This is a genomic window from Ruegeria sp. CH5 (assembly GCF_056537025.1).
Genome location: NZ_JBQFQT010000004.1, coordinates 68,561 through 82,453 on the forward strand (window position 1 = coordinate 68,561; position 13,893 = coordinate 82,453).

The window sequence follows — 13,893 nt, forward strand, 5'->3', positions numbered from 1 at the left end:
TCTCAGCCTTTCGCTTTCAGGCGCAGCCCGGTTTTCTTCAGGATGCGCGTGGAATAAAGGATGTCGCTGCCGCGGCAGGCCGATCCAAGGATCGCGGCGATCCGGCCGCGTTTCTGTTCGACCTCATCGGGCGAGCTGCCATGAACCATGGCGAACAGGTTGTAGGGCCAGTGGGGCAGGGCACGGGGCCGTTCGTAGCAATGGGTGACGAAGGGCAGCGCTCCGATATGGGCGCCGAGTTCGCCGATCAGGTCGTCCTGCAAGTCCCAGACGGTCATGCCGTTCGAGGTCATGCCCAGCTTGTAGTGGTTGGGGGCCGCGGCGATCCGCCGGATCACCCCGCGCGCCTTCAACGTGGCCAGCCGATCCAGCAGGGCGGCTTCCTCGATCCCCAGATCGTCGGCGACCTGCGCATAGGGCGCGGGCACCAGGGGCAGCCCGCCTTGGAGAGCCTCGATGATCCGTCTGTCGGTTGCGTCGATCATGCTGCCACCCGGAAGCCGATGAAAAATTCCTGCAGTTTCGGGAACCGGTGAACCGTGATCCCCGTCTCGCGTTCGATCGCGTCGGCCGTGGCGGTGATCGCCTCGGGCGTTTCGGTCGCCAGAACAAACCACATGTTCAGCCGGTGCGTACGCTCATAATTATGCGCCACCTCGGGATGCGCATTGACTTTGGTCAGGACGGTTTCAAACTCGGCCTCGGGCACCGCCATGGCGCACAGGCAGAAATCCCCGCCCATGGCGGCGGCGTCGAAGAACGGGCCGAACCGGGTGATGATCCGGTCGGCCTTCATCCGCGCCAGCCGGTCCAGCAGGTCCTGCTCGGTGATCCCCAACTCGGCCGCCACGTCGGCATAGGGGCGGGGGGTCAGCGGCAGGTCCTCCTGCAGGCGGTTCAGCAGGCGGCGGTCGGTGTCGTCCAGCGGGGTCATGCGGCGGCCTCTTTCGGTTTGATCAATGCGCCGGTCTGTTTGAAGCAGCGGGTCGAGAACAGAACCTTGTGCGCGGCGCCCGACAGTTCGGGCAGGGCGGAGGCGCCGGCCAGGATACCCCGCGCCTCGGAGCGCGACCGGGCGTGGATCATGGAATAGAGCCGGTAGGGCCATACGCCCTCGACCGGTTGGCGTTCATAGCACAGGGTCACGCCGGGATGCGCGGCCAGTGCGGGGCCCGCGTGGTCGATCCGGTCGGCGGGCAGGTCCCATACGACCATGGCGTTGGCCGACCACCCCAGCGCCCGATGCCGCACGATGACCCCCAGGCGCGAGATGACTCCGGCCCTGTGCAGCACCCGGATACGGTCCATTACGTCGTCGGGGGTGCGGTTCAGGGACCGGGCCAGCGCCGCGTAGGGATCGGCCATCAGCTGCAGCCCCGCGCTGAGCGCCTGCAGGATGTCGCGGTCGCCTTGCCGCAGAACGCTCCGGTCGACCGCACGCGGCCGTGGCACCCGGCGCGAACAATCGGACATGCGAAAACCCAGATCGACGTTGAACGGGCGGACCAGACGCAGGTCCAGCACGCGCAGCCCGGTGCGGTCGCTGATCCGGGCCAGGGTGGCGTCCACATGCGCTCGGTCGGGGCCAGTGGCTACGAACCACAGGTTCCAGTCATCCTCGCGCTGGTAATTGTGGTTCACGCCCGGCTCGGCGTCGATCAGGGCGGCGATCTGTTCCACCTTGTCCTCGGGCGCGGCGACGGCGGCCAGCGTGCTGGCCGAGGCCACGCCGGGCGCGACCGTTGCGCCGACGCGGGTGATGCGTCCGGCGGCGCGCATTCGGTCCAGGCGGTCGATCACTTCGGCCTCATCCAGCCCCAGCGCCGCGGCCAGCACTTGGAACGGCCGGTCGGCAACGGGAAAATCGCGCTGCCAGTCGTCCAGCAGCCTGCGGTCGATCGGGTCGGTGATATGGCACATCGCTTACAAGCCCGTTCTGTGCGCACGCGCGGTGAAGAAAATGCCCGAGGGGCTGTCGGCCGGGATTTCCCGCAGCTTTTCAAAGCTGTGGGTGTCATAGACCATGACCGTGTTGGCATCGCGCACGCTGATCCAAACCTCGTGCCCACGCGGGGTGAACTCCATGTGCAGGACCGCCGGGCCGGGTTTGAATTCGTGGATGACCTGTTTGCTGACCGTGTCGATCACCTGGATCGTGTCGTTCAGCGGGTGGGCGAAATTCACCCAGACCTGCCGGCCGTCGGGCCGCGCCATGGCAAAGACGGGCTGGCCATAAGTCTGGGTGCGCCCGGTTTCCGTGAGTGTATCGGCATCGACCCAGAGCACCTGGTGATGGCCGACGGCCGGCAATACGAATTCGGCGCCCGTATGCGCCCAGCCTTCCAGATGGGGCATCTTGTAGACGGGCATTTGCTGTTGACCGCGCCCATAGCCGGGCAGCACCCGGATCGGTTCGGGCGTTTCGTCCCACAGGTCCAGCGCGGTCAGCCCGTCCTGCCCGAACAGGCCGGTGATGTAGGTGCGGCCATTGGCGGTGATCAGCGCGTCATAGGGGTTTTTGCCCATGTCGGTGATCTTGGTGATCTGTGGGTCGGTGCCGCGCGCGAAATCGGCGATCCAGGTTTCGCCCGTATCCCACATGGTGAACACGAAACGGCGGCCGGGCGCATCGACCAGGCCGATGGTCTTGCTGCCGGTGGGGATGTCGGCCACCAGATCCAGCGTGTCGGCGTCAAAGACGCGCACCCCGCCGGGTTCATAGTTCGACACCGCCACCAGCGTGCCGTCGTCAGAGATCGCCCCGCCGATGGCGTTCCCGGCCTGCACGACGCGCTTGGCGATCTGACGGGTCACGATATCGACCTTGGTCAGCCCGCCGTCGCGCCCGAACACATAGGCGAAGCGTTCGTCGGGCGAATAGACCAGCGAGGCATGGGACAGATCGCCCAGTCCTTCGATCCGGGCCAACGCGGCGCGGTCGGACTGATCGACCAGCAGGACCGAGCCGGTGGCCCGTTCGATCACCAGCCCCAGGTCTCCGGTGGCGGTGGGTTCGGCATGGGCTGCGGTCATCAGCAACGAGGCCGCGAGGCCAAGGACAAACTGTTTCATTGGGCCTCCGGTTTCAGCAGATAACGGGCGATCCATTCGGCCTCTTCCTCGCTGATGAGGGGCCGCCACGGCGGCATGGCCGTGTCGGGGATGCCGTCCAGGATTACGCCGGTCAGGATCTCGGGGTCATAGTGCTGCAGGTTTCCCGCCCGCAGATCGGGGCCCAGCCCGCCTTTCAGGGTCAGGCCGTGGCAGGACCCGCAATCCTGATGCACCAGACGCTTCAGCGCGTTGGGGTCCAGCGTGTCGGCGGCAAAGGCTGAGGTGGCCACCAGCACGGCGGCGGTCAGCACCGCGCGCCCGGGCCAGTCCCGGCGGGCCGGTTCAATGGGCAGAGTCCTAGCCATGAGCGTGCTCCAGCAACTCGGCAACCGGCCGTTCGGCATAGAGCGACACGACCTTGCCGATGATGAACAGGGTAGGGGCGGCCAGACCGGCCGCGCGCACGTCGGCGGCGACACGGTCCAGACGCGAGACAAGGCGGCGTTCGTCCGGGGTTGTCGCCTTGCCGACGGCCAGGACGGGGGTCGTTCCCGGCAGGTTCTCGGTCATCAGGCCCATGGCGATCTGGCCAATATTGGCGACGCCCATGTAGATGACCAAGGTGGTGTCAGGGTCCGCCAGGCGCTTCCAGTCGAGGTCCAGCACCTTATCGGCCTGACGATGGCCGGTGACATATTGAACCGAGGTGGCCAGCCCGCGATGGGTCAGCGGCACGCCGGTCGAACAGCTTGCCCCCTGCGCCGCGGTGATGCCGGGCGCGTATTCAACCGCAATGCCATGGTCCATCAGAAACGCCGCCTCTTCCGAGCCGCGGCCAAAGATCATCGGATCGCCCCCCTTGAGGCGGGCAACCCTGTAGCCCGCGCGGGCCTGTTCCAGCAGGATCTGGTTGATCCGGTCCTGCGGCACGGTATGGCATTTGGGCGCCTTGCCCACGGGGATCAGCCGCGCACCGGGGGCGTGCATGGCCAGGATCTCCTCCGAAACCAGACGGTCGTAGACCACCACATCCGCCTCGCGCAGCATGCGCAAGGCGCGCAGGGTCATCAATTCGGGGTCTCCGGGTCCGGCGCCGATCAGAAAAACCTTACCGCTCATGGTGCAATCTCGCTTGGTCTGAATGTCATCGGGACCCGGGCGTTCCGGTCGGTTCCGAGCGCGGACAGAGCGGCGGATCGGGACGTTGCTGGGATGGCCGGGCGTGTCATGGCCGCAGACTGGCGCATTCGCAAAGGGGCCTCCTTGACATAAGTTAAGGAGCGCGGGATTTGCGCCCGCGCTCCTTTAGTTTGCCTGTATGTCTGCCTGCGTTCAGGGCTCGACGGTGACCATGCCGACCATGTTCTGCGTTTCCCAATGCGGGCCGCACAGATAGTTCTGCGGGCCGGGTTCAAGGAACGTCATCTCGACCGATTCCTCGGGGAAGATGCGGTCGGATTCGGGCTGGCTGCCGTCCTTCAAAAGCACCGAATGGCTGGTGCGCTTGTCCACGTTGACCCAGCGCACCGTGGTGCCGGGCTTGACCGTGATCTGGGCCGGGCAGAAGTGGTACTTGTACATCAGCACCACCTCGGCATCCAGCACGGCGTCGGAAGGATCGCCGAAGAGTTCGACATAGCTTTCCTCGGCCTCGGCACAGATCTGGTCGGCTTCATCGGCCAGGGCCGGTTGGGCTGCAACAAGGGCCAGGACAGCGGTCAGAAGGGGCTTGGTGGTCATGGTCGCGTGTCTCCTCGGCTGTGGAAATGGGGCCGGATTGCCGGCCCCATTTCGTTACTGTTTGACCACGTTGATGTCGGCGCTGTCGTCATCCAGCGCGAGGCTGGTGTTCAGCGTGACGTGGTGGAACCGTGCGGCCGAGTGGTCATCGTGGATGGCAAAGCCCACCGTGTAGGTCTTGCCCGGCTCCAGCGGCACGTCGCCCGGTGCGCCCGAGTTCAGCGGACGCGAGAATACCACCGTCCACATGCCGCCCGACAGGCTGGCCGAGGCCGAGATCTCGCCATCGTTGACCACGCGCTGTTCCAGCAGATAGCCATTGGTGGCGCTGCCGTCGGCATAGACGCGCATCAGGTCAAGGAAGGTGCCGTCCTGCAGGTATTGCGCGATTTGCTCTTCGGCCTGCAGCTTGTCCCAGCCGCCCAGCGGCTTGCCGCGCCGGCCTTTGACTTCGACCTCGGTGCGGCTTTCGCTGATGTACTTGGTGACGGTGTCCTTGGCCGTCAGGCGTGCGGCCGCGTCCGTGTTGGCGGCGATGGTTTCGGCATCGGGCGCAAAGGGCATATAGGTGTTGTCGGCGTGGCACGAGGCCCAGCACCCCACCTGTTCGCCCAACTCGATCCCGGTGCCAGTGATCATCATGGCGACCTTGATCGGGTTGTCCGGGTCCATCTTGCCGCCGTCGACGAAGGGTACGGGATTGTGGCCCGCATCCGCCCATTGCAGCCGGATATAGATATTTTCGTCGTCATGCGCGGCCTGAACCGTGGCGTCGATCACCCCGCGCTTGCCGGGGATGGGGGTCGGTTCGAGATCTCCGCCGGCGACGATCTTGTTGCCGATCGCGTCCAGCTCCTTGGCGTGGCAGGTCGAGCACTGGTCGCCACCTTTGGTCAGCGGACGGGCGCCGCCATGGGTCTTGCCGTTCTGCACCCATTCGAAAGAAGCCTGTCCCGGATAGAACAGCTTCAGGTCGGTGCTGGCCACGGCGTTCCAGTCGATGTTGCCACCAACGTCGCTGCCGCCCGAGGCCGCGGCGTCGGTTGCTGTGCCATCGGCCTTGGCGCGTTCCTCGGCCAAGGCGGTGTCGACCGCTGCAGCGATCTGCGCCTGCACCGCCTCCTGCTGGGCTTTGCGGGCGGCTTTCTCGGCTTCGGCCTCGGCGGCCTCCTTGGCTTCGATCCGCTCCAGGCTGGCCAGGTATTCCGGCGGGATCGGACGGGCGAAGGCCGGGTTCGGGGCTTCGAGCTCTTCCAGGAAATCCTCGGGTGCGCGGTCACGGATGTTCGAGTGTGCGATACCCTTGTGGCAGTCGATGCAGGTCTGGCCGACCTCCATCGCGTTCAAGTGCTGCTGTCGTGCCCGCGGTTTCTGGAACTCGGGCATCATCGACTCGAAATCGTGGCAGTTGCGGCACTCGCGCGAGTCGGTCTTTTTCATCCGCTGCCATTCGTTCATGGCCAGATGGATGCGCTTGGCCTCGAATTTCTCGGGCGTGCTGATCGAGCCGACCATCTTGCCGTACAGCTCTCTCGAGGCTTTGATCTTGCGGATGATCTTGTGTGTCCAGTCCTTGGGCACGTGGCAGTCCGAACAGACAGCGCCCACGCCCGAGCGGTTCACGTCATGGATCGTGCCCTTGTACTCGGTGTAGATATAGTCGCGCATCTCATGGCACGAGACACAGAATTTCTCGGTGTTGGTGGCTTCCATGGCGGTGTTGAACCCGCCCCAGAAGATGATGCCGGCGACAAAGGCCGCGGCGATCCCGGCCACGGGCATTCCCCACAGGAAATACCGGCGCCAGATCGGTTTTTTCTTTTCCGGTTCGGACTGGGTCATGTCCAGGCTCCGTTTTGGCTGTCATGTCTGGCCTTGGATGTCAGGCCGGTTGGAATGGCGGTTGGGATGCCGGGCAGGGCGCCGCGGACAAACGTGGAAAGGGCGGGCGAGGGGCCCGCCCTTTCCTGTGCTTGCTGCCAACCCGTCAGGTGACGTGGTTCGAGCGGTTGTAGACGTTGAACTTGCCGGTCGGCGCATAGAGCCCGTCGATGCGGCCGATCTCTTCCAGCGTTTTGGCGTCGAAGATCACGATCTGACCGTTGGGTTCCTTGGAGTCCGACAGGTTCCACTTGGAGACCCAGACCTCGGTGCCGTCGGCATTGAATTCAAAGTGAACGGCGGCACTGCCTTCGTCCTCGGTGATCTGGATCGTTTTCACGATCTCGCCGGTCTCTTTCGAGATGACTTGCACCGACTGCTGGATTTCCGGCTCGGGGTGTTTGGTCTGGTCAGCCCAGATGTAGTCCGAATTCGGGTGGGTGCGGACAAACAGGCCGGGGCCGTCCGTCTCTACTTCGTAGCAGACCTTCCAAGCCTGATCCGGGTGGCCTTCGGGGTCGTTGCCCCAAACGGTCACGGTACCGACACCCAGGTGGGTCGTGCCGGCAACCGGTCCACAGTTCGGATCGACCCAGTTTGCGCCCGGTCCGGGGTGCGGCAGGGCGGCGGTGTCGATCATCGCCTCCAGCTTGTGGGTTTCGGTATCGACGACCACCATTTTGTTCGACGCGTTCGCGGCGATCTGGAAATAGCGGCCTGTCGGGTCAAAGAACCCGTCATGCAGGAACTTGGCGCTGTCGATCTTGTCGATGCGCAGGTTGTCGAGGTCTGTGTAATCGACCTGCCACAACTGGCCCAGTTCTTTCACGGCGACGATCCAAGTGGGTTCGTTCGGTGTCGTGTAGATCGCGGCCACGCGGCTTTCTTCGACATAGTCGCCGTCCACGTTCACGCCGCGGGTCGAAACGACCTTGAGCGGTTCCATGGTTTTGGCGTCAACGATCGCGAAGTGCGGCGGCCAGTAACCACCACCGATGACGTATTTGCCGTCGCCGGAAACTGCGACGTCGCGGGCGTCATAGGCGATCTTGACCTCCGAGACCAACATCTTGTCCGGCGTCTGCCAGAGGTCGATTTTGGTCATCTTGCCGTCGCGACCCATGGTGTACCAGAAACGGCCCGGGTGTTCCGGTTCGGTCAGGCTATGGTGTTCGGACGCTTTCAGAACGTGCACGGCATAGCCGGTGGGGATGTGGGTCAGCACCTCTTTGGTGTCGCCGTCGATTACGGCAACCTTGCCCACGTCACGTTCGATGACGACGAAGAAGTTCTCCCAGTTGCGACCGTGCAGCGGCTCGGTCGGATAATCTGCCTCTTCGACATAGACCTTGCGGGTCGCCTTCATCTGTTCCAGCGACATTTCCGGCGGCTTGGGCGCGTCCATCATGATGTAGGTCGCCATGTCGCGAATCTGCTCCTCGGTCATGATGTCCGAGAAGTTGTTCATACCGCCTTCGGTGCCCCACGCGATGATCTTTTCAAGGCGCTCCTGGCCCAGTTGCAGGGTGCCGCCTTCGGTCACGGTGCCGTCGGCTGCGGTTTTCTTCCAGTGCGGCTCGAGGTTCTTGCCGGTGGCGCCCTTGCGCAGCACGCCGTGGCAACCGGCACATTGTTCGAAGTAGAGCTGTTTCGAAGCCTCGAAGGCCTCGTCGCTCAGGGTTGGCTCTTCGGCGAATGTCGGAGCAGCGACGCTGCCCAACAACATGGCCAGACCGACCCTGAAGGCGCGGCCGGTGGTATAATGGCTGATTCCAAGTGACATGATCACTCTCCGTTTGCTGGTGAGGCAGGCCGGACACTGCGCCGGGATGGGCGTCTTCTCCTTGACGAAAGTCAACGGAGGGGGTGTTCAGAGGGAAATGGGGTGGAAAAAAGCCATGAAAATAAGTGCTTTTTGGGGTCATGTTTTCGCCGACGCTTGATTTTGGTTAAGGGGCGCGGGCCCAGCGGTTGCTAGTGCTTGGCAAACGAACAGCTTGGCCAAGGAGAGCAGGCATGCCATCGGCAATCACGCGCGTTATGGGTGAGGGGTTCCGGGTCTTTTTTCTGTTTGCAGGTCTTTACGGCGTGTTTGCCGGTCTGGCCTGGGGCGGGTGGCTGGCAACGCTGGCCGGGATCGAAATGTGGACCGAAGCGCCCTATGCCATGAGCCCGCCGATGTGGCACGCGCACGAGATGATTTTCGGCTATGCCAGTGCCGCACTGGGCGGGTTCTTTCTGACCGCAGTTCCCAACTGGACCGGCGCCCCCGAGGCGCGGCGCCTATTTATTGCCGCTGCAGCGGCGCTGTGGTTGGCCGGGCGCGTGGCACTGTGGTTCTCGGGTGCGATCGACCCGGTGATTGTCGCAGTGCTCGACCTCGCCTTCGTGCCGGTTCTTGCGGCCAAGATCGCCACCCAGCTGATCCGGCGACCAAAACCGCAGAACATGATCTTTCTTCTGTTGCTGGCCTACATTTGGGTCTCAAACCTGTTGACCCATCTGGACTGGATCGGTGTGACGGCCGGAACTCTGGATGTTGGACTGCGCTCAGGGCTGCTGGCCTTGTGTTCCATGATCGCCATTTTGGGTGGTCGGATTACACCGGCCTTTACGCGCAACGCAATGAAGCGCGAAGGTGTGCCCGAGGCTGAGTGGCCTGTCAGTCGCGATTGGATGGAAAAAAGCAATATGGTTCTGGCCCTGCTGCTGCCCGCTGTGATGCTGATCTTCGGGGCCGGGTACGCGGTTGCGATTTTGGCGCTGGTCCTCGGAGCGATACAGGGTTTGCGCCTGTCAGGTTGGCGAGGGGCTTGGGCTGTCCGGCAGCCGATCCTGTTTGCGCTGCATCTGGCCCTGGGGATGCTAGGCCTTGGACTGGTTCTGTGGGGAATGGGCCTGTTTGGACTCGGCAGTGAACTTGGTGCGCTGCATGTGTTGGGTATCGGCTGCGTCGGCGGGATGACCCTGGCGGTCATGAGCCGCGCGGCGCTAGGCCATAGCGGCCGGGCGCTGGTCGCCCCCGCGCCGGTGGTCGTCGCCTACGGCGCGATGGCTCTGGCCGCGATTTTGCGCTGGATTGGGTCCGGGTTGGACGCGCAATTCCTGACCGCCATGCTGGTTGCCGACGGGCTGTGGATCAGCGCGATGGCGCTGTATGTGGTGGCGATGTGGCCGGCCTTGGTGGGTCCGCGTGCGGTACCTTCCTGAGCGGATCAGGCCCGGTCGATCAATGGTCGCGCGTTTTTAACATGCCGATGGATCATGTGCCGCGCACGCTTGCCGGTTTCGGGAATGGGCCGAGCGGCGATCGGGACATGATCCGGGTCGTCAAGCTCGGGGAAAATCTCGAATATCTCGTCTCGTGCATCGCGGCCGATGCTTTTGAGAGCCTCGGGTCCGGTGTACAGGCTTTCCGACGGAGCCCCCTCGGCGGTCACGAGTTCATGGCGGTCGAACAGAATGTGGTAGTACGTCACGCTGCTGGCGGTTTCATCGACATGAACGCCGGGAACGCCGACCAGCTTGTGGGCTGGGATCAGCACCTCTTGGGCGTCGAACATGCGCACGGCGATCGCCGAGCGAACCAGCATCCGGTGCTGCGGAGAGACCCGCAGGTCGCGCCGCGGTAGACCCACCCCCAGCGCTCCGGCTGATATACAGATCGGACGCAGGCGTGGGTTGGCCTGCAAATCGAGCGACGTCAGGGTGCGCGACCCGATCCAGCGGATCGGTTGCGGGCCGTGATCGAGCGTCAGAACCAGATCGCCTTCGGCCAGATCTTCTATCGCCTTGGCGCCGATGGGTGTTTCTATCAGCGTACCGGCGGTAAAACAGGGCACGTCGACAATGGCTGTGGGATCGGTGGTGTCCGGAGCGGTTGACGGGGTCACATTCGAACGAATGAAGGAATAGGCGGTGCCGGGTACCAAAGGTTCGGACGTGATGTATCCGACAAGATTCCCTTCAACCTCGACCCGGAAAACATCGATCGTACCGCCGCCCGGTTTGGTCAGGGCGTAGGATTCTTCCAGATAGATAGCGCCGGAATCAAAGGTGGTTGATCCGTCAAGGCTGGTGACGACGCCTGTCTGTGTCAGGTCATCGCCGACTTCGTTGTTGAAACGGTCGCCGTTGAAATCAGTTCCGTTGTCCGGATCTCCGTTCACGAGCGTTCCACCGGCCGCGTCGGTTACGTCAAATACCCGGCGATCGGTGTTCGGATCATAGCCTGAACTCAGAGTGATGGTACCGGAGTTAAACCCGGTAAAACTAAGTGAAATCACCCCTGGCGCGTAGCCGATATAGGAATAGTTCGCCATCTCTTACTCGTTCACTCGCTCAATCAAAGACACCGGAACAGCACATCACGGACCCGGAAACTCCATCTGACTTTGCACCCTGATAACAGCGGTTCAAGGCGATTTCGGGGCATTTCACGCTTATTTTAAGGGAATGTAGCCTATTGGCCGTGTGCCAGGACAGAGTCTTGACTTTCGTTAAGGCGGCAAACCGCCCATCCCGCCATTGTCCCCCCACCAGCAAAGCGGCGCAAAGGAGAGCGCAATGCGAGAAGTCATGACCAAGAGCATGGCCCGCAACATATTCTATGGCGGGTCACTGTTCTTCATTTTAATCTTTCTGGCCCTGTCGGCCCACTCACACCTGTACATCGTCAATTCGCCGAACTCGGCGAAGCTGGATGAGAGCGTGATCCGGGGCAAACACGTCTGGGAAAAACACGCCTGCATCAACTGTCACTCGATCATGGGTGAGGGTGCCTACTTCGCCCCCGAGGTCGCCAACGTGATGACCCGCTGGGGCGTTCTGGACGACCCGGAATCGGCCTTTGAATCTCTCAAGGGCTGGATGGAGGCGCAACCCACCGGCATTCCCGGTCGCCGGCAGATGCCAAGGTTCAACCTCAGCGACGAAGAGATCCGTGATCTGGCCAACTTCCTGATCTGGACGGACAATATCGACGCTCAGGACTGGCCCCCGAATGACGCGGGCTGAGAAGGGAACGGAGCAATGAAATACGAATCCCAAAAAGTGGCCTATGCCTATTTCGCATTCGCAATGGGCCTGTTCGCGATCCAGGTGATCGGCGGTCTTCTGGCCGGCTGGATCTATGTATCCCCCAATTTTCTGAGCGAGCTTCTGCCGTTCAACATCGTGCGGATGCTGCACACCAACGCGCTGATCGTGTGGCTGATCACCGGCTTTTTCGGCGCGGCCTATTTCCTGATCCCCGAAGAGGCCGAGCGCGAGATCCACTCGACCAAGCTGGCCTATATCCAGCTGGCGATCCTGATCTTGGGTACGCTGGGTGTGGTGCTGACCTATGTCTTCAACCTGTTCGAAGGCAACTGGCTGCTGGGCAAAGAGGGGCGCGAGTTCCTTGAACAACCCAAATGGGTCAAGGCCGGCATCGTGGTGGCGGCGCTGATCTTCCTCTACAACGTGTCGTTGACCGTTCTGAAGGGCAAGAAGACCGCCATCACCAACATCCTGCTGCTGGGCCTCTGGGGTCTGGCGCTGCTGTTCCTGTTCGCTTTCTACAACCCGGGCAACCTGAGCCTCGACAAGCAGTACTGGTGGTACGTCGTTCACCTGTGGGTCGAAGGCGTGTGGGAGCTGATCATGGCCTCGATCCTGGCCTACCTGATGCTCAAGCTGACCGGAGTTGACCGCGAGGTGGTCGAGAAATGGCTGTATGTCATCGTCGCCGCCGCGTTGTTCTCGGGCATTTTGGGCACCGGCCACCACTACTACTGGATCGGTACGCCGGGTTACTGGCAGTGGATCGGGTCGATCTTCTCAAGCCTCGAGGTGATCCCGTTCTTTGCGATGATGGCCTTTGCGTTCGTCATGGTCTGGAAGGGCCGTCGGGACCACCCCAACAAGGCCGCGCTGCTGTGGTCGCTGGGCTGTGCCACGCTGGCCTTCTTCGGCGCCGGCGTCTGGGGCTTCCTGCACACGCTGCACGGGGTGAACTACTATACCCACGGTACGCAGATCACGGCGGCGCACGGGCACCTGGCCTTCTACGGCGCCTATGTCTGCCTCAACCTGGCGATCTTCACCTATGCGATGCCGATCCTGAAGAACCGTGATCCGTACAATCAGGTGCTGAACATGGCCTCGTTCTGGCTGATGACCGGCGGCATGGTCTTCATGACCTTCGTGCTGACCTTTGCCGGCACCGTCCAGACGCACATGCAGCGCGTGGTGGGTGACTACTACATGGATGTGCAGGATCAGGTCGCGATCTTCTACTGGATGCGCTTCGGCTCCGGTCTGGTCGTGGTCATCGGTGCGCTGCTGTTCATCTACTCGATCTGGGTTCCGCGCAAAGAGGTCATCGAACCCGGCGTCGTGGAAACCCCGGCGGAGTGATGGATATGGACGGCTCCATGAAACTGGGAACGGGGGCGGCAGACGCCCCCTTCTACCTGCCCCAGGGCGACGAATGCGACGTGTTCGCCGCCGCCTATACCAACAAGCTGCCGGTCCTGCTGAAAGGGCCGACAGGTTGCGGCAAGACCCGCTTCGTGTCCCATATGGCCGCCAGTCTGGGTCGGCCGCTCTATACCGTGGCCTGCCACGACGACCTGGCCGCGGCCGACCTGATCGGGCGCTACCTGCTGAAAGGCGGCGAGACCGTTTGGGTCGACGGCCCCCTGACCCGCGCGGTGCGCGAGGGCGCGATCTGTTACCTGGACGAGGTGGTCGAGGCGCGCAAGGACGTGACCGTGGTGCTGCACCCGCTGACCGACGACCGGCGCATCCTGCCGATCGATCGCACCGGGGAAGAGCTTGAGGCCGCGCCCGGCTTCATGCTGGTGGCCTCCTACAACCCCGGCTATCAGAACATTCTGAAAACCCTCAAACCCTCGACCCGGCAACGGTTCATCTCGCTGGAATTCGACTTCCCCTCGCCTCAGATGGAGGCCGAGGTGGTCGCGCAGGAAAGCGGTCTGCCGCTGGAGCGCTGCAAGCCGCTGGTGCGGCTGGCGGGCAAGCTGCGCGGGCTCAAGGGTCAGGACCTCGAGGAAGGCGTATCCACCCGCCTGGTCGTCTATGCCGCGACTCTGATCGCGCAGGGCATGTCCACCGACCGCGCCATCCTTGCCGCCATGATCGAACCTCTGACTGATGACGAGGATATCAAACGCGGGCTCCTCGATCTTGTCACCGCCGTCTTTGGGTGAGGCC

Annotated in this window: 14 protein-coding genes; 4 read left to right on the forward strand and 10 right to left on the reverse strand. The window is 63.0% G+C overall.

The features are described 5' to 3' along the window. Window positions 1-2: 2 nt before the first annotated feature. The 9 genes from ahbB (ACR0JC_RS13380) to ACR0JC_RS13420 form a co-directional block, all read right to left on the reverse strand. A complete protein-coding gene (gene ahbB, locus ACR0JC_RS13380; protein ID WP_170341140.1) occupies window positions 3-485 on the reverse strand; it encodes a siroheme decarboxylase subunit beta in 483 nt (160 codons plus the stop codon). Further along, window positions 482-934: an Lrp/AsnC family transcriptional regulator gene (locus ACR0JC_RS13385; RefSeq protein ID WP_170341142.1), complete on the reverse strand. Its 453-nt coding sequence runs from the start codon at window positions 932-934 to the stop codon at window positions 482-484. Before ACR0JC_RS13385 ends, ahbB (ACR0JC_RS13380) begins: the two co-directional genes overlap by 4 nt. Next, window positions 931-1,920 (reverse strand): siroheme decarboxylase subunit beta, encoded by a 990-nt coding sequence (gene ahbB / locus ACR0JC_RS13390; RefSeq protein ID WP_170341143.1) that lies wholly within the window; start codon window positions 1,918-1,920, stop codon window positions 931-933. Before ahbB (ACR0JC_RS13390) ends, ACR0JC_RS13385 begins: the two co-directional genes overlap by 4 nt. Before the next feature lie 3 nt (window positions 1,921-1,923). Next, window positions 1,924-3,072, reverse strand: a complete 1,149-nt coding sequence (locus ACR0JC_RS13395) for a cytochrome D1 domain-containing protein (RefSeq protein ID WP_170341146.1) — start codon at window positions 3,070-3,072, stop codon at window positions 1,924-1,926. Continuing rightward, window positions 3,069-3,419, reverse strand: a complete 351-nt coding sequence (locus ACR0JC_RS13400; RefSeq protein WP_170391604.1) for a c-type cytochrome — start codon at window positions 3,417-3,419, stop codon at window positions 3,069-3,071. The genes ACR0JC_RS13395 and ACR0JC_RS13400 overlap by 4 nt, the downstream gene beginning before the upstream one ends. Next, window positions 3,412-4,173, reverse strand: a complete 762-nt coding sequence (gene cobA / locus ACR0JC_RS13405) for a uroporphyrinogen-III C-methyltransferase (protein ID WP_170341148.1) — start codon at window positions 4,171-4,173, stop codon at window positions 3,412-3,414. Before cobA ends, ACR0JC_RS13400 begins: the two co-directional genes overlap by 8 nt. Window positions 4,174-4,386: 213 nt before the next feature. Next, the gene (locus ACR0JC_RS13410) at window positions 4,387-4,794 is read right to left on the reverse strand and encodes a cupredoxin domain-containing protein (RefSeq protein WP_170341150.1); all 408 of its coding nucleotides are present in this window, start codon (window positions 4,792-4,794) and stop codon (window positions 4,387-4,389) included. A gap of 54 nt (window positions 4,795-4,848) precedes the next feature. Beyond that, complete coding sequence (locus ACR0JC_RS13415) at window positions 4,849-6,636, reverse strand: NapC/NirT family cytochrome c (protein WP_170341152.1); 1,788 nt, start codon at window positions 6,634-6,636, stop codon at window positions 4,849-4,851. Window positions 6,637-6,781: 145 nt separating this feature from the next. Further along, complete coding sequence (locus tag ACR0JC_RS13420) at window positions 6,782-8,458, reverse strand: cytochrome D1 domain-containing protein (protein ID WP_093963191.1); 1,677 nt, start codon at window positions 8,456-8,458, stop codon at window positions 6,782-6,784. Between the two features lie 233 nt (window positions 8,459-8,691). Between ACR0JC_RS13420 and ACR0JC_RS13425 the strand changes: the two genes are divergently transcribed. Further along, window positions 8,692-9,885, forward strand: a complete 1,194-nt coding sequence (locus ACR0JC_RS13425) for an NnrS family protein (protein ID WP_170341154.1) — start codon at window positions 8,692-8,694, stop codon at window positions 9,883-9,885. Between the two features lie 5 nt (window positions 9,886-9,890). Here ACR0JC_RS13425 and ACR0JC_RS13430 read toward each other — a convergent pair whose 3' ends face one another. Then, on the reverse strand, window positions 9,891-10,997 hold the full coding sequence (locus ACR0JC_RS13430; RefSeq protein WP_480763969.1) for a Hint domain-containing protein: 1,107 nt from the start codon (window positions 10,995-10,997) through the stop codon (window positions 9,891-9,893). A gap of 244 nt (window positions 10,998-11,241) precedes the next feature. On the opposite strand from ACR0JC_RS13430, the gene ACR0JC_RS13435 reads away from it, so the two are divergent. Genes ACR0JC_RS13435 through ACR0JC_RS13445 form a run of 3 tightly spaced genes read left to right on the forward strand, consistent with a single transcriptional unit; the run spans window position 11,242 to window position 13,889 of the window. Beyond that, window positions 11,242-11,691 (forward strand): c-type cytochrome, encoded by a 450-nt coding sequence (locus ACR0JC_RS13435; RefSeq protein ID WP_005977183.1) that lies wholly within the window; start codon window positions 11,242-11,244, stop codon window positions 11,689-11,691. A gap of 15 nt (window positions 11,692-11,706) precedes the next feature. Beyond that, on the forward strand, window positions 11,707-13,074 hold the full coding sequence (locus ACR0JC_RS13440; protein WP_170341159.1) for a cbb3-type cytochrome c oxidase subunit I: 1,368 nt from the start codon (window positions 11,707-11,709) through the stop codon (window positions 13,072-13,074). A gap of 5 nt (window positions 13,075-13,079) precedes the next feature. Continuing rightward, window positions 13,080-13,889: a CbbQ/NirQ/NorQ/GpvN family protein gene (locus ACR0JC_RS13445; protein WP_170341161.1), complete on the forward strand. Its 810-nt coding sequence runs from the start codon at window positions 13,080-13,082 to the stop codon at window positions 13,887-13,889. The last annotated feature ends 4 nt before the right edge of the window (window positions 13,890-13,893 follow it).

Excerpts from the sequence above, each read along its gene's own strand:
- ACR0JC_RS13440 (WP_170341159.1), top strand. The coding sequence starts at position 11,707 with ATGAAATACGAATCCCAAAAAGTGGCCTATGCCTATTTCGCATTCGCA.
- ACR0JC_RS13400 (WP_170391604.1), bottom strand. The coding sequence starts at position 3,419 with ATGGCTAGGACTCTGCCCATTGAACCGGCCCGCCGGGACTGGCCCGGG.
- ACR0JC_RS13435 (WP_005977183.1), top strand. The coding sequence starts at position 11,242 with ATGCGAGAAGTCATGACCAAGAGCATGGCCCGCAACATATTCTATGGC.
- ACR0JC_RS13395 (WP_170341146.1), bottom strand. The coding sequence starts at position 3,072 with ATGAAACAGTTTGTCCTTGGCCTCGCGGCCTCGTTGCTGATGACCGCA.
- cobA (WP_170341148.1), bottom strand. The coding sequence starts at position 4,173 with ATGAGCGGTAAGGTTTTTCTGATCGGCGCCGGACCCGGAGACCCCGAA.
- ACR0JC_RS13410 (WP_170341150.1), bottom strand. The coding sequence starts at position 4,794 with ATGACCACCAAGCCCCTTCTGACCGCTGTCCTGGCCCTTGTTGCAGCC.
- ACR0JC_RS13430 (WP_480763969.1), bottom strand. The coding sequence starts at position 10,997 with ATGGCGAACTATTCCTATATCGGCTACGCGCCAGGGGTGATTTCACTT.
- ACR0JC_RS13385 (WP_170341142.1), bottom strand. The coding sequence starts at position 934 with ATGACCCCGCTGGACGACACCGACCGCCGCCTGCTGAACCGCCTGCAG.
- ACR0JC_RS13420 (WP_093963191.1), bottom strand. The coding sequence starts at position 8,458 with ATGTCACTTGGAATCAGCCATTATACCACCGGCCGCGCCTTCAGGGTC.
- ACR0JC_RS13425 (WP_170341154.1), top strand. The coding sequence starts at position 8,692 with ATGCCATCGGCAATCACGCGCGTTATGGGTGAGGGGTTCCGGGTCTTT.
- ahbB (WP_170341140.1), bottom strand. The coding sequence starts at position 485 with ATGATCGACGCAACCGACAGACGGATCATCGAGGCTCTCCAAGGCGGG.
- ahbB (WP_170341143.1), bottom strand. The coding sequence starts at position 1,920 with ATGTGCCATATCACCGACCCGATCGACCGCAGGCTGCTGGACGACTGG.
- ACR0JC_RS13415 (WP_170341152.1), bottom strand. The coding sequence starts at position 6,636 with ATGACCCAGTCCGAACCGGAAAAGAAAAAACCGATCTGGCGCCGGTAT.
- ACR0JC_RS13445 (WP_170341161.1), top strand. The coding sequence starts at position 13,080 with ATGGACGGCTCCATGAAACTGGGAACGGGGGCGGCAGACGCCCCCTTC.